Annotated in this window: 22 protein-coding genes; 12 read left to right on the plus strand and 10 right to left on the minus strand. The window is 71.5% G+C overall.

Annotated elements, in window-relative coordinates:
- Positions 1-141 precede the first annotated feature (141 nt).
- The 5 genes from ACZ499_RS08115 to ACZ499_RS08135 all read right to left on the minus strand — a co-directional run bounded on the left by ACZ499_RS08115 (position 142) and on the right by ACZ499_RS08135 (position 2,899).
- Positions 142-450, minus strand: a complete 309-nt coding sequence (locus ACZ499_RS08115; protein ID WP_468673248.1) for a glycine-rich domain-containing protein — start codon at positions 448-450, stop codon at positions 142-144.
- 289 nt (positions 451-739) lie between these two features.
- Positions 740-958 (minus strand): hypothetical protein, encoded by a 219-nt coding sequence (locus tag ACZ499_RS08120; RefSeq protein ID WP_468673249.1) that lies wholly within the window; start codon positions 956-958, stop codon positions 740-742.
- Between the two features lie 303 nt (positions 959-1,261).
- Positions 1,262-2,110: a helix-turn-helix domain-containing protein gene (locus ACZ499_RS08125; RefSeq protein WP_468673250.1), complete on the minus strand. Its 849-nt coding sequence runs from the start codon at positions 2,108-2,110 to the stop codon at positions 1,262-1,264.
- Between the two features lie 26 nt (positions 2,111-2,136).
- On the minus strand, positions 2,137-2,667 hold the full coding sequence (locus ACZ499_RS08130; protein WP_468673251.1) for a DUF6879 family protein: 531 nt from the start codon (positions 2,665-2,667) through the stop codon (positions 2,137-2,139).
- The gene (locus tag ACZ499_RS08135; RefSeq protein WP_399957440.1) at positions 2,642-2,899 is read right to left on the minus strand and encodes a hypothetical protein; all 258 of its coding nucleotides are present in this window, start codon (positions 2,897-2,899) and stop codon (positions 2,642-2,644) included. Before ACZ499_RS08135 ends, ACZ499_RS08130 begins: the two co-directional genes overlap by 26 nt.
- A gap of 432 nt (positions 2,900-3,331) precedes the next feature.
- Between ACZ499_RS08135 and ACZ499_RS08140 the strand changes: the two genes are divergently transcribed.
- The 4 genes from ACZ499_RS08140 (at position 3,332) to ACZ499_RS08155 (ending at position 8,500) form a co-directional block, all read left to right on the plus strand.
- Entirely contained in the window at positions 3,332-3,727 is a 396-nt protein-coding gene (locus tag ACZ499_RS08140; protein ID WP_468673252.1) for a hypothetical protein, read from the plus strand.
- Between the two features lie 521 nt (positions 3,728-4,248).
- Positions 4,249-5,952 (plus strand): cytochrome bc1 complex cytochrome b subunit, encoded by a 1,704-nt coding sequence (qcrB, locus tag ACZ499_RS08145; protein ID WP_468673253.1) that lies wholly within the window; start codon positions 4,249-4,251, stop codon positions 5,950-5,952.
- Positions 5,953-6,128: 176 nt separating this feature from the next.
- On the plus strand, positions 6,129-8,186 hold the full coding sequence (locus tag ACZ499_RS08150) for a phosphocholine-specific phospholipase C (RefSeq protein WP_468673254.1): 2,058 nt from the start codon (positions 6,129-6,131) through the stop codon (positions 8,184-8,186).
- A gap of 134 nt (positions 8,187-8,320) precedes the next feature.
- A complete protein-coding gene (locus ACZ499_RS08155) occupies positions 8,321-8,500 on the plus strand; it encodes a hypothetical protein (RefSeq protein WP_468673255.1) in 180 nt (59 codons plus the stop codon).
- Between the two features lie 159 nt (positions 8,501-8,659).
- Here the strand turns inward: ACZ499_RS08155 and ACZ499_RS08160 are convergent, their stop codons facing one another.
- The gene (locus ACZ499_RS08160; protein ID WP_468673256.1) at positions 8,660-9,541 is read right to left on the minus strand and encodes an NAD(P)-dependent oxidoreductase; all 882 of its coding nucleotides are present in this window, start codon (positions 9,539-9,541) and stop codon (positions 8,660-8,662) included.
- 88 nt (positions 9,542-9,629) lie between these two features.
- Entirely contained in the window at positions 9,630-10,091 is a 462-nt protein-coding gene (locus ACZ499_RS08165; protein ID WP_468407262.1) for a MarR family winged helix-turn-helix transcriptional regulator, read from the minus strand.
- 190 nt (positions 10,092-10,281) lie between these two features.
- Between ACZ499_RS08165 and ACZ499_RS08170 the strand changes: the two genes are divergently transcribed.
- Genes ACZ499_RS08170 through pcaDC form a run of 5 tightly spaced genes read left to right on the plus strand, consistent with a single transcriptional unit; the run spans position 10,282 to position 14,299 of the window.
- Entirely contained in the window at positions 10,282-11,085 is an 804-nt protein-coding gene (locus tag ACZ499_RS08170; RefSeq protein ID WP_468673257.1) for a CoA transferase subunit A, read from the plus strand.
- The gene (locus ACZ499_RS08175) at positions 11,082-11,849 is read left to right on the plus strand and encodes a CoA-transferase subunit beta (protein WP_468673258.1); all 768 of its coding nucleotides are present in this window, start codon (positions 11,082-11,084) and stop codon (positions 11,847-11,849) included. The genes ACZ499_RS08170 and ACZ499_RS08175 overlap by 4 nt, the downstream gene beginning before the upstream one ends.
- An 11-nt stretch (positions 11,850-11,860) precedes the next feature.
- Positions 11,861-12,649, plus strand: a complete 789-nt coding sequence (gene pcaH, locus ACZ499_RS08180) for a protocatechuate 3,4-dioxygenase subunit beta (RefSeq protein WP_468673259.1) — start codon at positions 11,861-11,863, stop codon at positions 12,647-12,649.
- Entirely contained in the window at positions 12,646-13,167 is a 522-nt protein-coding gene (gene pcaG, locus ACZ499_RS08185; RefSeq protein ID WP_468407254.1) for a protocatechuate 3,4-dioxygenase subunit alpha, read from the plus strand. The genes pcaH and pcaG overlap by 4 nt, the downstream gene beginning before the upstream one ends.
- Positions 13,154-14,299: a bifunctional 3-oxoadipate enol-lactonase/4-carboxymuconolactone decarboxylase PcaDC gene (pcaDC, locus tag ACZ499_RS08190; RefSeq protein ID WP_468673260.1), complete on the plus strand. Its 1,146-nt coding sequence runs from the start codon at positions 13,154-13,156 to the stop codon at positions 14,297-14,299. The genes pcaG and pcaDC overlap by 14 nt, the downstream gene beginning before the upstream one ends.
- Before the next feature lie 7 nt (positions 14,300-14,306).
- Here the strand turns inward: pcaDC and ACZ499_RS08195 are convergent, their stop codons facing one another.
- From ACZ499_RS08195 to ACZ499_RS08205, 3 genes are all read right to left on the minus strand, one after another.
- Positions 14,307-15,068 (minus strand): hypothetical protein, encoded by a 762-nt coding sequence (locus tag ACZ499_RS08195; RefSeq protein WP_468673261.1) that lies wholly within the window; start codon positions 15,066-15,068, stop codon positions 14,307-14,309.
- The gene (locus ACZ499_RS08200; RefSeq protein WP_468673262.1) at positions 15,068-16,348 is read right to left on the minus strand and encodes a VWA domain-containing protein; all 1,281 of its coding nucleotides are present in this window, start codon (positions 16,346-16,348) and stop codon (positions 15,068-15,070) included. Before ACZ499_RS08200 ends, ACZ499_RS08195 begins: the two co-directional genes overlap by 1 nt.
- Before the next feature lie 89 nt (positions 16,349-16,437).
- Positions 16,438-17,115, minus strand: a complete 678-nt coding sequence (locus ACZ499_RS08205; protein ID WP_468673263.1) for a helix-turn-helix domain-containing protein — start codon at positions 17,113-17,115, stop codon at positions 16,438-16,440.
- 288 nt (positions 17,116-17,403) lie between these two features.
- Between ACZ499_RS08205 and ACZ499_RS08210 the strand changes: the two genes are divergently transcribed.
- The 3 genes from ACZ499_RS08210 (at position 17,404) to tdh (ending at position 22,723) form a co-directional block, all read left to right on the plus strand.
- Positions 17,404-18,120 carry an MmyB family transcriptional regulator gene (locus tag ACZ499_RS08210; RefSeq protein ID WP_468673264.1) on the plus strand — a complete coding sequence of 239 codons (717 nt, stop codon included), beginning with the start codon at positions 17,404-17,406 and terminating at the stop codon, positions 18,118-18,120.
- Between the two features lie 40 nt (positions 18,121-18,160).
- Complete coding sequence (locus ACZ499_RS08215) at positions 18,161-21,523, plus strand: AfsR/SARP family transcriptional regulator (RefSeq protein WP_468673265.1); 3,363 nt, start codon at positions 18,161-18,163, stop codon at positions 21,521-21,523.
- Positions 21,524-21,694: 171 nt separating this feature from the next.
- Positions 21,695-22,723, plus strand: coding sequence for an L-threonine 3-dehydrogenase (tdh, locus tag ACZ499_RS08220; RefSeq protein ID WP_468673266.1), 1,029 nt, complete (start codon positions 21,695-21,697; stop codon positions 22,721-22,723).
- The last annotated feature ends 6 nt before the right edge of the window (positions 22,724-22,729 follow it).

Genomic DNA, 22,729 nt, shown 5'->3' on the forward strand with positions numbered 1-22,729 from the left:
ACCGTACAAAACAGCACAAAAACCGGAACCGGATTTCTTCCGGTCGACCCCTTGTCGTTGCTGTTCGTTTTTGAACCCTTTTGCTGTGGTGTTCCCCCCCCCCCACCCCCCCCCGCCCCGCTTCCGTTCAGTGAGAGTGGATCAGCAGCCGTCGCCGTCACCGCAGCACGCGGGCGGGTTGCAGTCCTTCGCCGCGCCCCACAGCCGGTCGTCGACGTGGAACCCGGCGGCCCTGACGCGGTCCACCACGGAACCGATCAGCGGGCGGGTGCGGACGGTGGCCTTGGGCTCGTCTCCGAGGAAGAACCCGAACTGTTCCTCGCACCACGTGGCGTACGCCTGGGTGTGGAGCACGAACGAGTGCCATCCGGGGTCCACGGTGTCGGACGGGGTCATGTCGAACGCGCGGGTGTCGCCCATGACCTTGAGGAAGGCAAGGGCCTGGTCCACGATCCGGCGGGCGGTGGACAGCTCGTGTCCTTACTGCTCCGCGCAGAACTCCGACACCCTCTCGAACAGCTCGGGACTGACGAGGTCCCGCTCGTGCCGTAAGGCGACGGGGGATTCCAGCATGGTCGTCACAGTGACGTTCCCTCTCTCGACGGTTGGGGGCTGGCTGCGCGGCGGGCGGGGGCGGGAACTTCTCTCCGCCGCCCTCGGTCTTGTCGCGGGGGGGGGGGGGCAGTCGTGCCTGCACCTCCTGATCTGCTTGACGGCCTGGTGAGGCCGTCTCCCGCCCTCAGCGCGCGGAAGTCTCCCTGACCCTCATGGCCTCGGCAATCTGCTCCAGCACGGCGGCGGGGAGCATCCCCAGGTGCACGTACGGGAGGCCGTTGTAGGTGACCGTGGGCCGTATGCCACTCCATGCCGCTTCGGGGATGCCGAGGGTGGCCAAGGCGGCCCGTATGGACTCGGCGGCATCAGTGGCTCGTGTTCGGCCGTCTCTCCAGGTCTGCATGTCCATCAGTGGCCGGTCCCGTGCATCCGCAGCAGGATGTTGCAGTCAGCGATCGTGCCGCTGTCCCGCTCCATCGCAGCGGCCTTCCGGAGCTGGCCCAGCCGCGCGCACTCGGGGCAACCGGCCACCGGCCGGGGCGAGGGGCGTTCCTTCCGCGTAGGCGGCGTCACCGTTGGTTCGTGCCACCGATTCGGTTCCGTCTTCATCACGCCGCGCCCTCCCGATCGCTTCCGAAGTCGATGGAATGACCCTAGAAAGCGGGGAACGGAGCGGGCCACGGTCTTGCACAAGCTTGCACGCGAACTAACCGAGAGACGTGATCGCATCCGAGATCAGAGCCCGGGCGGGTGCACCGTAGACAGCGAGCTTGGACAGCTCGGAGAACGCCTTGGCGTACGTGGCAACCTCGCTGGGCGCCGTGACGTTCACTGCGGCCGTGAGCAGCTCCACGCTCGCTTGGCGGCCGTCGAAGAGATAGAAGGCTTCCAAGGGCCAGACAAGCCGCTGGGCCGTGAAAGGGATTACCCCGAGGCTCACGTTCGGAAGCGCCATGACGGCTAGCAGGTAGCCGAGCTGTCCAGCCATGGCGGGAGCGTCGCCAATGCGATAGCGGAGCACCGTTTCTTCCAACAGGAGAGCGAAGCGGTGGTTGCCGTCATGGAGCACGCGTGAGCGCTCGATTCGGGATGCTGCCGCCGTCTGTGAGTCGTCAGGGGTGCCTTGAAAGGCGGCAATGGTCGATAGCAGAGCTGCCGCGTACGCCTCGGTCTGGAGCATGCCCGGCACTACGTTCGAGCAGTACACGCGGAAGTGGCGGGTCTGCTCGTAGAGAGGGACAACCTCCTCCTGCGCCCGGCGCATGCCGTGCCGGTGCAGCTTTTGCCAGTGGACGTACATCTGGTCGGCTTGGCGGTTCGCCGCGATCAGGTCGTCTGTCTGGTCCTCCGCTCCGCACGCTTTGCACCAGGCGCGGATGTCGGCGGCCGATGCAGGGGTCTTGGCCCGCTCAATGCGGGACGACTTCGCGGGACTCCAGCCACACCGAAGAGCCAACTCATGCCCGGTCAGCTCCGCGTCTGTGCGTAGGCCCCCGAGGCGGGCGGCGATGGCTTCACGGGCGGCCTGGGCGCTGGACGAGGGGGACGCAGACATGAGTGGGCTCTTCGTTTTCCGTCAGGTCAGACCGTGTACTTCTCGTGCGGGATGCCGCGCTCCCAGACCGCCTCGAACGCAGCCGAGGCCAGTCGTGCCACGGCGGGTTCGGAACGAACCTCCCAGCCAGGCTCGGACCAGTTCCCATCACCGGAGAAATGGTTGAAGAGCACGATCTCTCCGTCGAACACCCAGCAGTCGTTTCCGGGAAGCGCGATGTCCGAAGCCTGCCGCCTGGGCAGCCAGCGAACCTGCTCCCCGGCGTGAAGGTTGACCACGGTGCCGGCGTGCTCGTACCGGATGTAATCCGTTACCGGTTCCGATACGACGCGGGCACGCCGGACGGTCACTCCTCGGGCCACGGTGCTGCGAATCAAATCAACCCACGGCGTCCAGTAGGTGGACGCCGGGTCGATGTCGCGCTGGCCCGTACGCTTCCAGGTCTCGAAGTCCTCGGCCTCATCACCCACGCCGTACGAGTCGCGCAGCTCCAGGTGCACAGCCGAGTGCTTGGCTGCGGCCAGCAGCTCGTTAAAGCCCGGCTCGTTCTGCGACATCGCACGCCTCCCTGAGCATCGGCACCATACGGGCCGGAATCCGAATCACGGCTTCGTGCGGCGGGATGCCCGGAGCGTGCCCGGGAACCTCGAACGCTGCACACTCTGCCTCAAGCTTCTCGTCTGGCTTCCAGCCCTGAAGCACCAGCTCCCCCTTCTCCTCGTCCACCCATACGGTGGGGGAACCCTGCTGCCCGGTGTCTGGATCAATCCCGATGAACCGTAGTGCCATGGCTGCCTCCGGTGTCGAGTGGCTTACGCCAACTTGCACGAGCTTCGTCCTGAGGGCGTGGCAAACGTCAAGGTTGACGAGCGCGTGCACGGCCGGTGTAGAGCGGTTCTCAGCCAGCCTGGAGGCCCTGCTGTGTGAAGGAGCGGACCGGGATGGTCACGTGACCAACGCATGACCAACAACGGTCCGAAACAGCCTGGAACAGCAGGTGAGGGTGGCCAACCGTGGCAGGCCCTGGACGGCCTCCACGCGGGCATTTATGCAGGTCAGCTACGTAAGAAGCTGGTGCCCGAGTGGAGAGTTCAAGTCCCCCTCGGACACCAGCGAAAACCCCCAGTTGATCTGGGGTTTTCTGCGTTTCTGGGGACAGTGCGCGTGCGGCTCGATGTCCCCCGCGACTCTCGCTATAGCCGGATGCGATACACACGGTCCATGTCCGTAGTGAGCGTCTTCCTGACCCGTCTTGATGTGAAGGACGCCGTGGTCGCCCTGCTGGCGTCGCCCGCCGGGAGGCAGGAGGCGGCCGGCGAGCCCACGGTGAAGGCCGAATTCAGCGGCAGGCCGGTCAAGGCCGCCCTGGAGCGGGTCCATCGGTATGTCGACGAGCAGCTTGCCGACGCCGGGACGTGGGGTGTGGACGAGCAGTCCGTACGGGATGAACTCGTCGAGCTTCTTGCCGCGCGCCGGGACGCGGGCGAGGAGGGGCCGCTCCTCGAAGAGGCCGACCCGGATGCCGACCGGGACGTGGCCCATCAGATCATCGCCGCCCTTGCCCGGGTGTACCCGCTCCCACGGGAGCTGCGGGCCGCGCTGCCCGTCGCGGAGTGAGCGAAGGGAGAAGGGACGAAGAAGGGGACGAGCAGATCAGACCGCTGTGCCTGGTTCTGCTCGATAGAAGGTCCCGTTAGTTTGGCTTCTGTGGCATTTGGGGCCTGATGAAGTTTGCGTCGTCGCTGGCAAAATGAACCGCTCGGTTGGTATTCTTGAGCGTTCCATCGCGAGCCGCCGTTGTTACGTCTCCGCCAGTCACCGCCATCACCCCCACCCCACCGAACACCTCGCAGGGGAGCAGCACTTGAACGCCACAGCCACAGCCGCAGCCACCGCCATGTCCGAGCCCACTTGGGAACTCGTCGCGCGCGAAGCCCCCGTCGTCGGCTGACTCGCGGGCGTCCGCCGGGCGCATCCGAGGCGCTCGGCGGACGCCGTAGCCGACCCCGCATGGAACGCAGCGTCACCGCGTGGCCCGACTCACTCAAGTCGCGGCCGGGTAAGGGCTGTTGGCCCGGGTGTTCCGATGTCTACCCTGTTACAGGCCTTGAGGGATGGAACGCCTGAGGGGGAGACGCATGAGCACCGATATCAGGAGCGGCACCGAGGACTCAGCGCGACCGGCCGAGCCGGCGAAGGGTGAGAAGCTCGCCGACTGGGCGGACGGGCGTCTTGGGATCTACTCGATCGCCAGGACCCAGATGCGCAAGATCTTCCCGGACCACTGGTCCTTCATGTTCGGCGAGATCTGCCTCTACAGCTTTCTCGTCCTCATTCTCACCGGTATCTATCTGACGCTCTTCTTCGAGCCGAGCGGTGTGGAGGTCGTCTACAACGGCTCGTACACCCCGCTGAGCGGCGTGCGGATGACCAGGGCCTACGAGTCCACCATCGACCTCAGCTTCGATGTGCGCGGCGGGCTGCTGATACGTCAGGTCCACCACTGGTCCGCGCTGGTGTTCTGCGCCGGGCTGCTGGTGCACATGATGCGTGTGTTCTTCACCGGGGCCTACCGCAAGCCGCGCGAGCTGAACTGGCTGTTCGGCTGGACCATCCTGTTCACGGCCCTCATCACCGGTCTCACCGGCTACTCGCTCCCGGACGACCTGCTCTCCGGCACCGGCATCCGGTTCGCCGACGGCGCCATCCTGTCGATCCCGGTGATCGGTACGTACATCTCCTTCTTCCTCTTCGGCGGAGAGTTCCCCGGGCACGACATCATTCCGCGGCTCTACTCGGCGCATGTGCTGCTGCTGCCGGGCCTCATCCTGGGGCTGGTCGTCACCCATCTGATCCTGGTCTTCTACCACAAACACACCCAGTTCGCCGGGCCCGGCCGGACCGAGAAGAACGTCGTGGGTGCGCCTCTGATGCCCATCTACACCGCCAAGGCGGGCGGGTTCTTCTTCCTGGTCTTCGGGCTGCTGACGATCATGGGTGCGGTGGCGACCATCAACCCCGTCTGGGCGATGGGACCCTATCGGCCGGACCTCGTCTCGACCGGCGCCCAACCCGACTGGTACCTGGGCTTCTCCGAGGGCCTGATCCGGGTGATGCCCGGCTGGGAGATCAACGCCTGGGGCCATACGCTCGCCCTCGGCGTCCTCATCCCCTTCACGCTCTTCCCGGTGCTGCTCGCCGCGATCGGCGCCTATCCGTTCATCGAGGCGTGGATCACCGGGGACAAGCGCGAGCACCACATCGCGGACCGGCCGCGCAACCACCCCGTCCGCACCGGCCTCGGTACGGCCTGGCTGGCCATGTACTTCATCTGTCTGGTCGGCGGTGGCAACGACCTGTGGGCCACCCACTTCCACCTCTCGATCAACTCGATCACCTGGTTCGTACGGATCGGCTTCTTCGCCGGACCGGTGCTGACCTTCATCGTCACCAAGCGCATCTGCCTGGGACTCCAGCTACGGGACCGGGACAAGGCGCTGCACGGCCGGGAGAGCGGCATCATCAAGCGGCTGCCGCACGGCGAGTACGTGGAGGTGCACGAGCCGCTCGACCAGGGCCAGCTCTACAAGCTCACGCAGCACGAGCAGCCCGCGCCCTTCGAACTGGGCCCGGAGGTCGACGAGAACGGCGTACGGCGCAAGGTCACCCGCTCCCGGCGGCTGCGCGCCAAGCTCGCCAAGTCCCTTTACGGGCCGGGCTCGCACGTGGCCAAGGCCACCGTCGAGGAGTACAAGCGGATCCAGAGCTCGGGCCACGGCCACGAGCCGGAAGAGGAGCAGGGGCAGGAGCAAGGGCCGGGGCAGGCGAGTCGGCCCCATTAGGACCCCATGAGGACCGGTACGTGCGCAGGGCGGGCCCCGTCGGTCGCGGCGGGGCCTGTTCGTCTTTTGTACCGCCGCGCGACACGGATACGCCACTGGGTCTTCCGTATTCGTCGCTGTTCTTGGAACACTCCAGTCGCTTCTGTCCCCACACCCTTACAGAGGTCACCTCACTCATGGCTGAACTCAATCGGCGCCGGTTCATGCAGCTCGCCGGCGGCACCGCGGCCCTCACCATGCTGTCCGACAGCATCGCCCGCGCCGCCGCCATCCCGGCGCAGGGCAGCACCGGCAGCATCCAGGACGTCGAGCACGTCGTCGTCCTGATGCAGGAGAACCGTTCTTTCGACCACTACTTCGGCTCGCTCAAGGGCGTGCGCGGCTTCGGCGACCCGCGCCCCGTCACGCTCCCCAGCGGCAAGTCGGTCTGGCACCAGGAGAGCGGCGGCAAGGAGGTGCTGCCGTTCCGGCCCAAGGCGGACAACCTCGGCCTCCAGTTCATCCAGGACCTCAACCACGACTGGGCCGGCGGCCACAAGGCGTTCAACAACGGCAAGTACGACCAGTGGGTGCCCGCCAAGACGTCCACCACGATGGCGTACCTCACCCGTGAGGACATCCCGTTCCACTACGCGCTGGCCGACGCCTTCACCATCTGCGACGCGTACCACTGCTCGTTCATCGGCGCAACCGACCCCAACCGCTACTACATGTGGACCGGGTACACCGGCAACGACGGCACCGGTGGCGGGCCCGTGCTCGGCAACGACGAGAAGGGGTACGGCTGGACGACCTACCCCGAGCGCCTGGAGAAGGCCGGGGTGTCCTGGAAGATCTACCAGGACGTCGGCGACGGCCTGGACGCGGCCGGCGGCTGGGGCTGGATCAACGACGCCTACCGCGGCAACTACGGCGACAACTCGCTGCTGTACTTCAACAACTACCGCAACGCCAAGCCGGGCGACCCGCTCTACGACAAGGCGCGCACCGGCACCAACGCCAAGGCGGGCGAGGGCTTCTTCGACATCCTCAAGGCCGATGTCAAGGCCGGGAAGCTGCCGCAGGTCTCCTGGATCGCCGCGCCCGAGGCGTTCACCGAGCACCCCAACTGGCCCGCGAACTACGGCGCCTGGTACATCTCCCAGGTGCTCGACGCGCTGACCTCCAACCCCGATGTGTGGGCGAAGACCGCGCTGTTCATCACGTACGACGAGAACGACGGCTTCTTCGACCACATCGTGCCGCCGTTCCCGCCCTCCTCGGCCAGTCAGGGCCTGTCCACGGTCTCGACCTCGGCCGACTACTACGCCGGTGGCATCAGCTACGCGGCCGGTTCCTACGGGCTCGGCCAGCGCGTCCCGATGCTCGTCGTGTCGCCCTGGTCCACCGGCGGCTACAGCTGCTCCGAGACCTTCGACCACACCTCGATCATCCGCTTCATGGAGCGCCGGTTCGGCGTCCAGGAGCCCAACATCTCGCCCTGGCGGCGGGCCATCTGCGGCGATCTGACGTCCGCGTTCGACTTCGGCAAGTCGGTCACCACGCCCGCCTCGCTGCCGTCCACCGCCGCCTATGTGCCGCCGGACCACAACCGGCACCCGGACTTCGTGCCGGTGCCGCCCACGACCGGCAGTGTGCCGAGGCAGGAGCCGGGCTCGCGGATGACCCGGCCGCTGCGGTACGCGCCGTACGTGGACGGCTCGGCCAACGTGTCCACCGGCAAGTTCACGCTGACCTTCGGCGCCGGTGCCTCGGCGGGCGCCCAGTTCTTCGTGACCTCCCCGAACCGCACCGACGGGCCGTGGACTTACACCACGGAGGCGGGCAAGACGCTCTCCGACGCGTGGAACACCGCGTACTCCAAGGGCACCACCGACCTGACGGTCTTCGGGCCCAACGGGTTCCTGCGCACCTTCCGCAGCCCCGGCAGGACCGCGGGTCCCGAGGTGACCGCCCGGCACAACGCGGCCACCGGCAACCTCGACCTGACCCTGACCAACGCGGGCACGTCGAGCGCGCGCCTCACGGTCACCAACGGGTACGGCGGCGCCTCCCAGGCGCTCACGGTCCAGCCGGGCGCCACCGTCAAGTACACGGTCGACCTGACGGCGAGCAAGCGCTGGTACGACGTGTCGGTGGTCTCCAGCTCCAGCTCCACGTTCCTGCGCCGGTTCGCCGGACATGTGGAGACCGGCACGGTCGGCGTCAGCGACCCGGCGATCCTCACCGCCTGATCGCCCTACGTCTGCGGCCGGGCCGTCCCCCAGGGGGCGGCCCGGTCCGTGTGTGTACGGGGTCCGGGGGAGCCGTGCGGTCGGTGCGTTCCATGGGGCCTGGGGGGCCTGGCCTTTGCCGAGCGAGCGGTCGGGTGGAGCGCGTCGAACTGCGCGCCACCGGCGACCCGGTCGTGGGCGCGGCCTTCCGTGAAGTCCTGTTCCTGACGGCCCCGGTGACCTCGCTGTTCGCGCCGCGCATCGCGAAGGCGGTGCTGTTCGGCCCGGTACGGGCTACGCCGCAGGAGCCGCCGCTGCGGCGGGAGGGGAACTGAGGCCTCGCTGCGGCCCGGCGCCCTTCAGGGGCGCGGGGCTGTGACATGTGCGGCTCCGCCGCGATGGGGGTCCCCCTGTTCGAGCGAAGCCGAGAACTTGGGGGGAGCGACCAGTCACGCACGGTCCGCAGCCGCACCACGACACGTCCGGCCGAGCGCTCAGCGTCCCGCGAAGTACGTCGCGATCATGTCCTCGTCGCCATGCCCCGCCGACTGCGCCCGCGTGAACCGCGCGGCGGACGCGGTCATCAGGTCGAGCCGTACGCCCGTGCGCTCGGCCGCGTCGAGGATCAGCCGTGCGTCCTTGAGCGCGGTCGAGAGCGCGAAGCTGGGGGTGAGGTCGCCGGAGAGCAGGGCCGCCGACTTGCCCTGGAGGTACGCGCTGTCCAACGGCCCGCCCGCCATGGCGTCCAGGAACACCTTGGGGTCGAGCTCAAGTGCCTCGGCGAGGTTGAGGCACTCGGCGACGCTGTTCACCAGGTTGATCACCCACGCGTTGACGACCAGCTTCAGCCGGGAGGCCGCGCCCGGCTCCTCGCCCGCCCGGATGGTGCGCTGCCCGATCGCCTCCAGGACGGGCGCGGCGGCCTCCTGGGCCTCTTCCGGACCGGCGACGAAGACGGTGAGCTTGCCCTGCTCGGCCGGGAGGCGGGTGCCGGCCACCGGCGCGTCGAGATAGGCGAGGCCCAACTCGGCCGCTCGCGCGGAGAGTTCGACGGTCGCCTCCGGGCCGACCGTGGCGCACTGGAGCCACAGAGCGCCGGGGGCCAGGCCCGGTGAGGCCGCCTCGATCGTCTCCGCGACCGAGGGGCCGTCGTGCAGCATGGTCAGGACGACGTCCGCGCCGCGCACCGCCTCCTCGGGGCTCGCGCAGACATGCGCCCCGTCGGCGGCGAGCGGCGCGGCCTTGGCGTGCGTACGGTTCCAGACGCGCACCGGCAGCTCCGCGCGCAGCAGGCTGCGGGCCATGCCGGCGCCCATGATCCCGGTGCCGAGGACGGCGACGGTCGGGCGGTCGGGGGCGGTGCGGGGGACGGACATGGCGGGTCTCCTTCGTCGGGCGCGGTCCCGTGCGTACCGGACCAGCTTGGCGCCCGAAGGGGGCGGCGGCGTGGACCGCCTCGCCCGGTCAGCTCGCCGCCGCCTCCTCGGTCGCCTCGCCCAGGCCCTCGGCCGCGTCCGCGACCCGGCGCAGCAGGTCGAGGAAGACGGTCTGTTCGGCGGGGGCCAGCGGGGCGAGGAAGACCTCGTTCATCCGGGCCGTGCGGACGGTGAGTTCGCGGTGCACGGCGCGGCCCTCGTCGGTGACGGCGAGCCGGGAGCGGCGTCCGTCGCGCGGGTCGCGCGTCTTGCGCAGCAGGCCGCGCCGGGTGAGCCGGCTGATGACCTCGGCGATGGTCGACCGGTCCAGGCCCACGCGCTCGCCGACGGTCCGCTGGTCCAGGCCCGGGGAGGCGACCAGGGTGTTGAGGACGGCGAACTGGGGGGAGGTCGTCTGCTCGGAGACCATGGTGTTCCAGAGCAGATAGTGGACCTGCTGGAGCCGCCGGGCCAGATGTCCGGGGTGGCCGCTCAAGTCGACTGCGGACACGGCGTGTTCCTCTCGTACTGCCGCTCAAAAGTGAGCGCTTTCGGTCAACCGCGTACGGTCAAGTGTTCAGCACACTGAGGGTGTTGACCCGCCCGACTCGTCCCGTTAGCTTCGGAAGGCGGTAGGTGCTCAGTGCACTGACTAAACACTGAGCCTACCGCTACGGGGAAGCGAAGGGCAGGGGGAAGCAATGGCCGAGATTCGAGGGCTGCGCGAGGCGGTGGCCGACCTGATCCGCGACGGGGACACGGTCGCCATGGAGGGGTTCACCCATCTCATTCCGTTCGCGGCGGCGCATGAGGTCATCCGGCAGGGCATCACCGATCTCACTCTGGTGCGGATGACCCCGGACGTGATCTACGACCAGCTCATCGGGGCGGGGCTGGCCAGGAAGCTGGTGTTCTCCTGGGGCGGCAACCCGGGCGTCGGCTCGCTGCACCGCTTCCGCGACGCGGTCGAGAACGGCTGGCCGCGGCCGCTGGAGCTGGACGAGCACAGCCACGCGGGTATGGCCAACCGCTATGCGGCGGGCGCCTCGCGGCTGCCGTTCGCGCTCCTCAACGGCTATCGCGGGAGCGATCTGGGACGCCGCACGACAACGCTGTCAACGATCGACTGTCCCTTCACCGGGCAGGAGCTGGCGGCGGTCGCCGCGGTCAACCCGGACGTCACGGTCATCCACGCCCAGCAGGCCGACCGCGAGGGCAACGTCCAGCTGTGGGGGCTCGCCGGGGTGCAGAAGGAGGCGGTCCTGGCGGCCGAGCGGGTGCTCGTCACCGTCGAGGAACTCGTCGAGGTGCTGGAGCCGCGCCCTGGCTGCGTGGTGCTGCCGGGCTGGGTCGTCGACGCCGTCGCCTGGGTGCCGGGCGGCGCCCATCCCTCGTACGCCGCGGGGTACTCGGAGCGGGACAACGACTACTACCGGGAGTGGGACCGCGTCTCGCGGGACCGGGGAGTGTTCCAGCAGTGGCTCAAGGAGTGTGTGACCGGATGAGCGAAGGGCCGGGCCGGGGCCGCCTCGGCGGCGACGTGCTGATGGAGGTGGGCGCGGCGCGGGCCCTCGCGGGCGCGCGGACGTGCTTCGTGGGCATCGGACTGCCGTCCACGGCCGCCAACCTCGCCCGCCGGGTGCACAACCCCGGCCTGGTCCTGATCTACGAGTCCGGGGCCATCGGCGCCAAGCCGTCCCGGCTGCCGCTCTCCATCGGCGACGGCGAACTCGCCGACACCGCCGACGCGCTGGTCCCGGTGGCCGAGATGTTCAACTACTGGCTCCAGGGCGGCCGTATCGACGTCGGGTTCCTCGGCGCGGCCCAGCTGGACCGGTACGCCAACATCAACACGACCGAGGTGGACCGGGGTTCCGGCCGCCCGCGCGGGCGGCTGCCCGGCGCGGGCGGCGCCCCCGAGATCGCCGCGCACTGCGGCGAGGTGCTGATCGCGCTGCGCCACTCGCCGCGCACCCTGGTCGAGCGCCTCGACTTCGTCACCACCCTGGGCCACGGCAGCGGCCCCGGCGACCGCGCCCGCCACGGGCTGCGCGGCCGGGGCCCGGTCGCCGTCATCACCGACCTCGGCGTCCTGCGCCCGGACCCGGAGACCGCCGAACTGGTCCTTACCGAGGTGCACCCCGGCGTCACCGTCGGCCAGGTGCGGGAGGCGACGGGGTGGCCGCTGCGGACCGCGGACCGCGTGGGGGTGACCCCGCCGCCCAGCGAAGTGGAGCTGAAGGAGCTGAATGCTCTCAAATCGGCCTGAAAGAGGGAGAGATGACATCTCGTCAGCAGTACGGGGAACCACCCGACGGTCTCGATCAGCATGTCATCGACACGGAGGCGGCCGACGTCCGAGTCGCCGTCCGGGCCGCGGCGCGGGCCGCTGACCACCCGCCCCGCGACTTCCCGCCGTACGTGGGCAGCCGGCTGCGCCACCCACGGCGGCCGCCGCTGCCGGTGCACGACCCGGAGGCCGTCGAGCTGCGCGGGCCTGTCTTCGGCGCCACCGACGTCGGCCCGCTCGACCACGATCTGACCGCGCACCACCGGGGCGAGCCGCTGGGCGAGCGCATCACGGTGAGCGGGCGGATCCTGGACCGCCGCGGGCGGCCGGTGGCGGGTCAGCTGACCGAGATCTGGCAGGCCAACGCGGCCGGGCGGTACGCCCACCAGCTCGACCGGCACCGCGCGCCCCTCGACCCGCACTTCACCGGCTTCGGCCGCTGCCTCACCGACGCGGAGGGGCGCTATGCCTTCACCACCGTCAAGCCGGGCGCCTACCCCTGGCAGAACCACGAGAACGCCTGGCGGCCCGCGCACATCCACTTCTCGCTCTTCGGGACCGCCTTCACCCAGCGGCTGATCACTCAGATGTACTTCCCGGGCGACCCGCTGCTCAACTACGACCCGATCCTGCTCTCGGTCCCCGACGAGGCCGCGCGGCGGCGGCTGGTCGCGGCGTACGATCCCGAACTGTCGGTCTCCGACTGGTCGTTGGGCTACCGGTGGGACATCGTCCTGGACGGCCCCTCGGCCACCTCCTTCGGGGAGGGGGAGCAGTGAGGCATCCGACGCCCTCCCAGACCATCGGCCCCTTCTACGGCCACGCCCTGCCCTTCGCGGGCGGTGAGGCGATGGCGCCGCCGGGGCACCCGGACACCGTCACGCTGCACGGCCACGTCTACGACGGCGAGGGCGAGCCCGTACCGGACGCCCTCCTGGAGTTCTGGCAGCCGGGGCCCGACGGCTCCCGTACCGGGAAGCCCGGCTCCCTCGGCCGCAACGGGGTCGACTTCACCGGCTTCGGCCGCGTCCCCACCGACGCGTCCGGCCACTGGACCGTCCGCACGCTGGCGCCGGCCGGGGTCCCGTACCTCTGCGTCGCGGTCTTCGCACGCGGCCTGCTGCACCACCTCTTCACCCGGGTGTATCTGACCGGGGCGCCGGACCCGCTGCTCGACTCCCTGGAGCCGGAGCTGCGCCGCACGCTGGTGGCGGTGCCCGACCCCGGGGCGCGCGGCCACCGCTTCGACATCCACCTCCAGGGCGCGAAGGAGACGGTGTTCCTTGAGTTCCGCTGACCCCGGGGACGCAGGTCTCCTCCACCACCGCTGCGAAGGCCCGGCGGGCGGCCCGGTGCTGGTCCTCGGGCCCGCCCTGGGGACGTCCACGGCCGTGTGGGACGGCGTCGCCCCCGGGCTCGCCGCCACCCACCGGGTCGTACGGTGGGACCTGCCCGGCCACGGGGGCTCGCCCACCGCGCTGATCGGGCCGGGCGCCGGCGTCGGGGACTTCGCCCGCCTCGTGCTCCGGCTCGCCGACTCCCTCGGGGTGCGCGGCTTCTCGTACGCGGGGGTCTCGCTCGGCGGGGCCGTCGGGATGTGGCTCGCCGCGCACCATCCGGACCGCGTGGACCGGCTCGCCGTGGTCTGCGCCTCGGCGGACTTCGGCGGCCGGGAACCCTGGCACGGGCGCGCCGGCGTCGTACGCCGGGAGGGGATGGAGCCGGTCGCGGCGGGCGCGGCCGGGCGGTGGTTCACACCCGGGTTCGAGGCGCCGGGCCCGCTCGCGGACCTGCGCGCCGCCGACCCGCGCGGCTACGCGGCGGCGTGCGACGCCCTGGCCGGGTACGACCTGCGGACCGAGCTGAAGAAGATCGCGGCGCCGACGCTGGTGGTCGCCGGGCGGGCCGACCCGGTCACCCCGCCCGCGCACGCGCGCGAACTCGCGGACGCCGTCCCGGGAGCCTCGCTCGTCGAGATCGCGGGCGCCTCCCACCTCGCCCCGGTGGAGCGCCCCCAGGCCGTACTGGCCGCTCTGCGCGGCCACTTCGCGCCGCCCGCGCCGGGCGGCGCCGCGATCCGCCGCGAGGTCCTCGGGGACGCCCACGTCGACCGGGCCGAGTCCCGCACCGACGCCTTCACCGCCCGCTTCCAGGACCTCGTCACCCGGTACGCCTGGGGCGAGATCTGGGGCGATCCGACGCTCACCCGGCGCGAGCGCAGCCTCATCACGCTGACCGCGCTCGTGGCCCGCGGGCACCTGGACGAGCTGGCCCTCCATGTGCGGGCCGCGCGGCGCGGCGGGCTCACCCCGGACGAGATCGGCGCGGCCCTGCTGCAGACCGCGGTCTACTGCGGGGTGCCCGCCGCCAACTCCGCCTTCGCCGTGGCCCAGCGCGTGCTGGCCGAGCCGGTGGCGCGGGCGGAGTGACGGACTGTCAGCCCTGTGGGGCGTACGACGGGCGGCCCCGGCCGCGGGTCAGCGCGTACCCGGCGACACCGGCGAGCGCGCCGAGCACACCGCCGACGGCCGTCCAGATCCAGCGGTCGGTCCACCAGCCGGACGACCAGCCGTCCTCCGGCTCGGCCTTCGGGCCGCCCGCCCCCAGTGGGGTGGAGAGGCTGCCGTCCACCGCCTTGGAGCCGCCCGTCTTCAGGGTGGTCGGCTTCATCTCCGCCTTGACGGGCAGACCCCGTTCGGAGGCGGGCAGACCGACGGCGGTCAGCCGTACGTAGTAGCTGCCCGGCAGCGGGTCGTTCGACCAGCCGTCGGCCCAGGCCCGCACCGGGCGCAGCGTGCAGGAGAGCGTCACGCTGGTGGCGTCGGGCGAGGCCGCGCGGGACTGCGCCCCGTACATGCACGGCTGGCGGCGGCGCAGCCCGTCGTACACGTCGATCCGCCAGGTCGTCGCCGCCTGGCGGCCGGCCGACGGCAGCGTCACCGTGGCGTCGACGGTGGGGCGCTGCCCCGCGTCGGCGGGGAAGACCCAGTACAGGTAGTCACCGCTGGACGCCGTCGCCGTGGCCTGCTGGCCCTGCTTGACGGGCGTCGCCGTACGGAACGTGGTGCCCGCCTCCGTCGGCGCGCCGGTGGACTTGCTCGGGCTGGGCGACGGTGTTCCGGCCAGCGCCGGGGCCGCCGGGGCGAGCAGCGCGGCGCCGGTGAGCAGCGCCGCGGCCAGCATCCTTGTGGTACGCATCAGTTGGTCCTCCAGACAGCCACGCGCCAGCGCGAGATCCAGCCCCACAGCAGACCGGCGAGCAGGCCGGTGAGCACCAGCACGCCGAGCAGCCACCAGCCGCGGCCGAGGCCGAAGGCGGCCACGTCGGAGGGCTGGTCGGGGCCGTCGACGACGTCCACGGTCAGCTCGACGGGCAGGCCGGGCGCGGTCTTCATCGACGCGGGCGCCGAGAAGGAGTTGCTGACCTGGAGGCAGACGGTCTCCACGGCGTCCTTGCCGTCCTTCGCCTTCTCCTTCGCCTCCGGCTTCGGATAGCGCAGACCCGTCGAGATCAGGTCGGTGCGGCCGTCGCCCGCCTCGGAGCCGCGGACGATCTCCCGGCCGTGCCGGGTGACGGCCCGCATCAGGACCCCGTAGTCGTTGTTGACGGGGCGGTCGGCGCCGATGCTGACGGCGGCGCGCAGCTCCTGGCCGGGCTTGACGTCGACCTTGTACCAGCGGTGCTCGCCGAACGTCTCACGGTCGGTGTACAGGCCGGGCTTGAGCTGGGGCGCGCTCTCACAGCTGGCGGCGCCGTTGGTGGCGACCGGGACCACCACCGGGTCGGCGGCGCGGTCCACCGACTGCTTGACGCGGTCCTTGAGCTCGTCCTTGTGCTTCACCGCGGTGTACGTGCCGCCGGTCGCCTGGGCGATGCAGGTCAGCTGGTCACGGGTCTTGGCGTCCGGGTTGAGGCCGAGGGTGTCGATGACCAGGTGGATGCCCTGGGCGGCGATGTCGCGCGCCACCTCGCACGGGTCGAGCGGGGCGCAGGTGTCCTCGCCGTCCGTGATGAGCACGATCCGGCGGGTCGCCTCGCCGCCCTTGAGGTCCTGCGCCGCGCCCTGGAGGGCGGGGCCGATCGGCGTCCAGCCGGTCGGGGCGAGCGTGGCGACGGCGGTCTTCGCCTCGGTGCGGTCGAGCGGGCCGACCGGGTACAGCTGGCGGGTGTCCTTGCAGCCGACCTGGCGGTCGTTGCCCGGGTAGTTGGCGCCGAGCGTGCGTATGCCGAGCTCGACCTCCGGCGGGACCGAGTCCAGTACGTCGTTGAAGGCCTGCTTGGCGACGGCGATCCGGGACTGGCCGTCGATGTCGCGGGCCCGCATCGAGCCGCTGACGTCGAGCACCAGCTCGACCTTGGGTGCGGCCTTCTGCGGGGGCGGTCCGTCGTCCGCGACCGCGTCGGCCGGGAGGATACCGGTGGCGAGGGTGGCGAGCAGCGCGCCCACCCCGGCCGCCAGCCGTTTTCTGGTGATCATCGCCGGATCCTATGGAAGATCGTATCCCCGCCCAAATCCAGCGGTGCGGCGGCCGGTTCCGCCGAGAGGCGGGCCGAAGGGCGCCCGGGTCAGGGATCCACCCGCTTCACGCTCTCCAGGAGCATGTCCAGCCACTCGGTGACCTTGTCCCGGTGCTTGTCCGTGGGGAGCTGCGCGGCCCGCCAGGCGATGCCGCGCACACCGTGGTCCTGCAGGAGGCGCTCCAGCGGGTCCTCCCCGGCCGGGGCGAGCGTGTCGAGTCCGTGCTCCCGGTCGTGCTCGCGGGCGGCGAAGGAGTGCAGCAGCTCCTGCTCGGTGCGGAGCAGGGCGTCGCCCAGGGCCTCGCTGTCCTCGGCGGTGAGATAGCCCGCGTGGACCTTGAAGAAGCGCTGGATGGCGTCGCAGTGCTCCATGGTCGGGCGGCGGTCGCCGTTGATGAGCGCACCCGCCTGCTGCCGGGACATCCCGGCGCCGTCGGCGATCTCCTGCTGGGTGTAGGGGCGGCCGTTGGGTTTGAGCCGGGAGCGGCGCAGCGCTCCGAAGCGCTGGAGGAACCGGGCCTGCACGTCCGGCTCGCCCGCCGGAAGGCCGTCGAGCAGCGCCTGGACGACGTCGGCCGGAACACCCGAGGCGTCGGAGAGCTGGTGGACGTCGAAGACCTCTGCCTGGCTCATTCCGAGCTTGCGGGCCAGTTCGCCGACGCGGGCGGCGATGTCCCCCAGGGGGCCCGTGGCCGCCGGTCCCGGATCCGAGAAGCCGTCCGTCACCAGTAATTCTCCTAGATCACACGAGTTGCTCCACACAGCTCGAACACAAAGTGAATATGTCCGGAGGCTACTTGCTCACGCCGTCGAGAACCAGAACTTGCCACAGCTGTGGCGTATTTGAGGCGTTCTCGGGCTGGAATGCCACGATGGTTGACATTGTCTTGTCGGCGGGAGCAGGATCGCAGCACGGTGCGAAGATCGACCTCTGTGCGATGAGGACGTGGAGGACGGCAGGCGCACCGCGTGCCTGCAAGAGGAGTCGCGTTCTCGATGGTGAAAGAACCGTTGGTGAACAGGTCAGCCGGCCCCGTACCGGACAACGTACGGGGCGCCACCGCCACCGCCACCGGCCAGTGGGACGCCGAGGCGCGTGCCTACGTCGACGACCACATCGCGATGATGGACGCCACGGACTTGCCGTCGTTCCTCGTCGACCGCAGCTGGAACATCGTGCACGCCAACACCGCGTACGACACGCTCTTCCGGGCCGTGGGCCCCCACCCCACCGCGATGCCGCGCCACAACTTCCTGCGCTTCGTCCTCTTCCACCCGCACGCGGGCTCCGTGCTCGCCCAGCACGAGACGGGCTGGTGCCTCCCCATGCTCGCGCAGCTCTCGTCCGCTCTGGAGCAGGACCCGCACGACCCCGAACTGCGGGCCGTGCGCCGCGAGATCGCCGACGACCCGCTGATGAGCGCGGCCTACCAGCAGGGCCTGCCGCACTGGATGCGCATGGTCGGCCCGGCCGCCGTGCACCACGACGGGACCGTACGCGCCGTGCGCCACCCCGACCCCGGCTGGGACGCCGTGGAGTGCCGCGTCCTCGACGAGTCCTCCGGCACGCTGGGCGAGCTGGGACTGCGCCGGGTCACCCTGGTCCTGCGCCGCGAGCCCGCCGAGGCCCGCGCGCACGCGCCCAAGAGCGCGCCGAGGAACGTCGTGATCATCCGGCGCCGAGGCCATCTGAGCGTCGTCCGCACGGACCCGGCCCCCGCCGAGGGCTGACCGGGAACCGCCCGCCACGACCGCCGTAGACAATGAGCGGGTGACACTCCGCTACCGCGTACTCGGACCGACACGGGCTCTGTGCCCGGACGGCAGTGAGGTGCCCCTCGGAGGCGCCCGGCTGCGGGCGCTGCTCGCCGCGCTTGCGGCGGGCGCCGGACGCGCGGTGCCGGTACCGGAGCTGGCCGCACGGGTCTGGGGCGACGACGCCACCGCACCCGCCGACGAGGCGGCGGCGGTGCAGGCGCTGGTCGGCCGGCTGCGAAGGGCGCTCGGCCGGGGCGCCGTGGAGTCCGTGCCGGGCGGCTACCGGCTGGCCGCCGGCCCCGACGACATCGACGTGTTCCGCTTCGAACGGCTGGCGCGGGAGGGCGCGGACGCGCTGGCGGACGGGGACGCGGAACAGGCGGCACGGCTGCTCGACGAGGCCCTCGCGCTGTGGCAGGGGCCGGTCCTGGCCGACCTTCCGGTACGGGAGCGGGACCCGCTGGTCGTACGGGCCGAGCGCCGCCACTCCGAGGCGCGCCGGTCCCGCCTCGCCGCCGAGACCGCCCTCGGCCGCGCCGAGCACACCCTGCCGGAACTGGCCGCCCTGGTCGCCGCGACACCCCTGGACGAGCCGTTGCAGGCCCTGCACCTTTGCGCGCTGACGGCGGCGGGTCGCCGGGCCGAGGCGCTGGTGGCGTACGAGTCGGCCCGGGTCGCCCTCGACGAGGCACTGGGCACCGCCCCCGGGCCCGAACTGCGGGCCCTGCACGCCGAGTTGCTGCGGGACGCCGCCCCGGCGCCGGAGCCGACGGCGCGGACCGGATCGCCCGCGGAGAGCGCATCGGACCCGGCGGTACGGGTACGGGCCGTGCTGCCCACGTACACCCATGGCGCACCGCATCCCGCCGCCCACCCCGGCAACCTCCGCGCCCGGCTCACCTCCTTCGTCGGGCGCGAGCCGGAACTCCTTGCCCTGCGTGCGGACTTGGCCGACGGGCGGCTCGTCACCCTCACCGGGCCCGGCGGCGCGGGCAAGACCCGGCTCGCCCTGGAGGCCGCCGAAGTCGTCGCACAGGAGTGGGCCGACGGCGTCTGGCTGGCCGAGCTCGCGCCCGTACGGGAGGCGGCGCAACTGCCGCAGGCCCTGCTCACCGCACTCGGGGCGCGCGAGAGCGTGCTGCTCACCGGGGCCGAGGGCGGACCCAGCGACCCGCTGGAACGGCTCGTCGCGCACTGCGGCCACCGCCGGATGCTGCTCGTCCTCGACAACTGCGAGCAGATCGCCGCCGGGGCCGCCGAGCTGGCGCACGAACTGCTCACCTGCTGCCCCGGTGTCACCGTTCTCGCCACCAGCAGGGAACCCCTCGGCGTCCCGGGGGAGCGGGTGCGCGGGGTCGGACCCCTGCCGCTCGACACCGCCCTGCGGCTGTTCGGCGAGCGGGGCGCGGCGGCCCGGGCCGGCTTCCGCGTCTCCGAGGACCCGGAGGCCGCCGCCGAGGTCTGCCGCCGCCTCGACGGGCTGCCGCTCGCCCTCGAACTCGCCGCCGCCCGGCTGCGGATGCTCACCCCGCGCCAGCTCGCGGACCGCCTCGACGACAGGTTCCGGCTGCTCGGGGACGGCGCCCGCACCAGCAGGACGCTGCGGCCCCGGCAGCAGACCCTGCGGGCCGTGGTCGACTGGTCCTGGGAGCTCCTCGACGCACGCGAGCGGGCCGTGCTGCGCCGCCTGGCCGTCTTCTCCGGCGGCTTCGCGCTGCCGGAGGCGGAGGCGGTCTGCGCCGATCCCGCCACCACGTCGGAACACCCCGCCGACGTACTCGGCCTGCTCGCCTCCCTCGTCGACAAGTCCCTGGTCGTGGCCGCCCCGGACGGTGGCGTGATGCGCTACCGGCTCCTTGAGACCGTCGCGGAGTACGCCGCCGAGCGCCTCGCCGAGTCCGGTGAGCGCAAGGCCGTCGAGCTGCGCCACCTGGTCGCGTACCGCGAACTCGCCCGCACCGGCGAGGCCTTGCTGCGTGGGCCCCGGCAGGCCGGCGGGATGCGGCGGTTCGAGACGGAGCACGCGAACGTGCGGACCGCGCTCGGCAGGGCGGTCGAGTACGGCCGCGAGCAGGACGCGCTCTGTCTGACCCTCTCGATGAGCTGGTTCTGGCAGCTGCGCGGCCACCAGACCGATGCCCGCGCCTGGTCGCTCGCCGCGACCGGGCTGGGGCCCGACCCGTTCGCGGAGCCGGTGCGCCCGGCCGTGCCGCTTGCGGCGCGCTGCACCGACGCGCCGCCGCCGTGGTCCGAGGAGCAGCTGTGGGAGGCCCGGCGCGGGGTGCGGATGATGCTGTTCGCGGGCGGCGGCGAGGGCGAGGGCGCGGAGTTCGCCGGCGCCGCGGCCGGGCCGTATCTGCGGCGCGTCGTGGCCGCGTACGGCTCCGCGATGCCGCAGAACTGCCGCCAGCCCGGGTCCGTCTGGTACTTCGCCCGGTTGCTCACCCATGAGTTCGCCGGGTTCCCGCGGGCCGTCGACGCGATGGTCGAGGACTGCCGCGCGCACGGCGAGCCGTGGGACCTCGCCTTCGCGCTGCTGCTCCGCTCCAAGCTCGTCGGCGGCCCCGACGCGGACGAGGCGCTGGCCCTGTTCGAACGGCTCGGGGACCCGTGGGCCATCGCGGAGACGCTCTCGGCACGCGGCGAGGACCACTCGCGGCAGGGCCGGTACGAAGAGGCCGCGGCCGACTTCGAGCGCGCCATGGAGTCCACCACCTGGACCGGTGCGTACGCCCAGGGCCCCATGTTCAAGGCGCGCCTCGCGACGGTCCGCCTCGCGGTCGCCGGGACGGACGAGGAGGGCGAGCGGGCCGAGCGGCTGCTGCTCGACGCCGTCGAGGAGTCGCGCCACTACGCGGGCGAGGGCGTCGGCACCGCCCGGATGCTGCTCGCCCACCACTACGCGGCCACCGATCGCGTGGGTCTGGCCCGCGAGCAACTGCGCCTGATGGAGGCCGAGTTCACCAAGGCCGTCCCAGAGATGTTCCGCGGTCTGGTCGCCGGGGTGGACGGCTGGCTGGACTGCCTCGGCGGCGCCTACACCGACGCGCTCGGGCGGGTGCGGGAGGCGGTGCGGCAGCTGGCGGGGCAGGCGTATCTGGTCGCACCCAACCTGATTACCAGTCAGTTCCTGGTCGCCGCCTGGGCGAAGGCGCACCTAGGCGCCGCCGAGGAGGGTGCCCGCCTGCTCGGCGCGTACGACCGGCACGCCACCGGGCAGCACGGCGGCTTCGGACTGCGCCCGCTGCCGTCCGAGCCCGCCGTCCGGCGCCGCGCCGAGGCGGAACTGCGCGCCGTGCTCGACGGCACCGCGTACCGCCGCTCCTACGAGGAGGGGCACGGACTGGCGGTGGAGGCGGCCGCGGCCCTGGTGTGAGGTGCGGTGGTGAGGCGAGTGAAGGGGGAGCAGCCAGGGGCGCGTGAAGCTCGGCTGTTGGCCCGCTTAAGAAAACCTCGATGGACGCGAGTGGCTCTTGCTCGGCAGATTAGTGATCAGCCATGGAACCATGGCTTTCGCCCTCTTTGTGCGTCCCGGGAGCCGCCCCCCATGAAGGCCCTTGTCAAGCAGCACGCCGAACCCGGACTGTGGCTCATGGACGTCCCCGAGCCGGAGACCGGCCCCGGCGACGTGCTGATCAAGGTGCTGCGCACCGGCATCTGCGGCACCGATCTGCACATCCGCTCCTGGGACGGCTGGGCGCAGGGCGCCGTCAGGACCCCCCTCGTCCTCGGCCACGAGTTCGTCGGCGAGGTCGCGGCGGTCGGCGCGGACGTCCGGGACATCGCGGTCGGTGAGCTGGTCAGCGGCGAGGGCCATCTGGTCTGCGGCAGGTGCCGCAACTGTCTGGCGGGCCGCCGTCACCTGTGCCGCTCCACGATCGGCCTCGGCGTGGGGCGCGACGGCGCCTTCGCGGAGTACGTGGCGCTGCCCGCCTCCAACGTGTGGGTGCACCGCACCCCGGTCGACCTCGACGTCGCCGCGATCTTCGACCCGTTCGGCAACGCCGTGCACACCGCGCTCTCCTTCCCGCTGGTCGGCGAGGACGTCCTGATCACCGGCGCGGGCCCGATCGGCATCATGGCGGCGGCCGTGGCCAAGCACGCGGGCGCCCGCAACGTCGTGATCACCGACGTGAGCCCCGAGCGCCTGGAGCTGGCCCGCAAGGCGGGCGCGACGCTCGCGGTGAACGTGGCGCAGTCCTCCATCGCGGACGCCCAGCGCCAGCTCGGTCTGCGCGAGGGCTTCGACGTCGGCCTGGAGATGTCCGGCCGCGGCGAAGCCATGCGCGACATGATCGACAATATGACGCACGGCGGCAAGATCGCGATGCTCGGACTGCCCGCGCAGGAGTTCGCCGTCGACTGGTCGAAGATCGTCACCTCGATGATCACGGTCAAGGGCATCTACGGCCGCGAGATGTTCGAGACGTGGTACGCGATGACGGTGCTGCTCGAAGGCGGCCTCGACCTCTCCCCGGTGATCACCGGCAGCTACGCGTACCGGGACTTCGACGCGGCCTTCGACGAGGCCGCCACCGCCCGCAGCGGCAAGATCATCCTCGACTGGACCGCCTGAGTCCGC

This window comes from Streptomyces sp. NPDC031265 (assembly GCF_055570295.1).

Excerpts from the sequence above, each read along its gene's own strand:
- ACZ499_RS08120 (WP_468673249.1), bottom strand. The coding sequence starts at position 958 with ATGCAGACCTGGAGAGACGGCCGAACACGAGCCACTGATGCCGCCGAG.
- ACZ499_RS08125 (WP_468673250.1), bottom strand. The coding sequence starts at position 2,110 with ATGTCTGCGTCCCCCTCGTCCAGCGCCCAGGCCGCCCGTGAAGCCATC.
- ACZ499_RS08130 (WP_468673251.1), bottom strand. The coding sequence starts at position 2,667 with ATGTCGCAGAACGAGCCGGGCTTTAACGAGCTGCTGGCCGCAGCCAAG.
- ACZ499_RS08135 (WP_399957440.1), bottom strand. The coding sequence starts at position 2,899 with ATGGCACTACGGTTCATCGGGATTGATCCAGACACCGGGCAGCAGGGT.
- ACZ499_RS08140 (WP_468673252.1), top strand. The coding sequence starts at position 3,332 with ATGTCCGTAGTGAGCGTCTTCCTGACCCGTCTTGATGTGAAGGACGCC.
- qcrB (WP_468673253.1), top strand. The coding sequence starts at position 4,249 with ATGAGCACCGATATCAGGAGCGGCACCGAGGACTCAGCGCGACCGGCC.
- ACZ499_RS08150 (WP_468673254.1), top strand. The coding sequence starts at position 6,129 with ATGGCTGAACTCAATCGGCGCCGGTTCATGCAGCTCGCCGGCGGCACC.
- ACZ499_RS08160 (WP_468673256.1), bottom strand. The coding sequence starts at position 9,541 with ATGTCCGTCCCCCGCACCGCCCCCGACCGCCCGACCGTCGCCGTCCTC.
- ACZ499_RS08170 (WP_468673257.1), top strand. The coding sequence starts at position 10,282 with ATGGCCGAGATTCGAGGGCTGCGCGAGGCGGTGGCCGACCTGATCCGC.
- ACZ499_RS08175 (WP_468673258.1), top strand. The coding sequence starts at position 11,082 with ATGAGCGAAGGGCCGGGCCGGGGCCGCCTCGGCGGCGACGTGCTGATG.
- pcaH (WP_468673259.1), top strand. The coding sequence starts at position 11,861 with ATGACATCTCGTCAGCAGTACGGGGAACCACCCGACGGTCTCGATCAG.
- ACZ499_RS08195 (WP_468673261.1), bottom strand. The coding sequence starts at position 15,068 with ATGCGTACCACAAGGATGCTGGCCGCGGCGCTGCTCACCGGCGCCGCG.
- ACZ499_RS08200 (WP_468673262.1), bottom strand. The coding sequence starts at position 16,348 with ATGATCACCAGAAAACGGCTGGCGGCCGGGGTGGGCGCGCTGCTCGCC.
- tdh (WP_468673266.1), top strand. The coding sequence starts at position 21,695 with ATGAAGGCCCTTGTCAAGCAGCACGCCGAACCCGGACTGTGGCTCATG.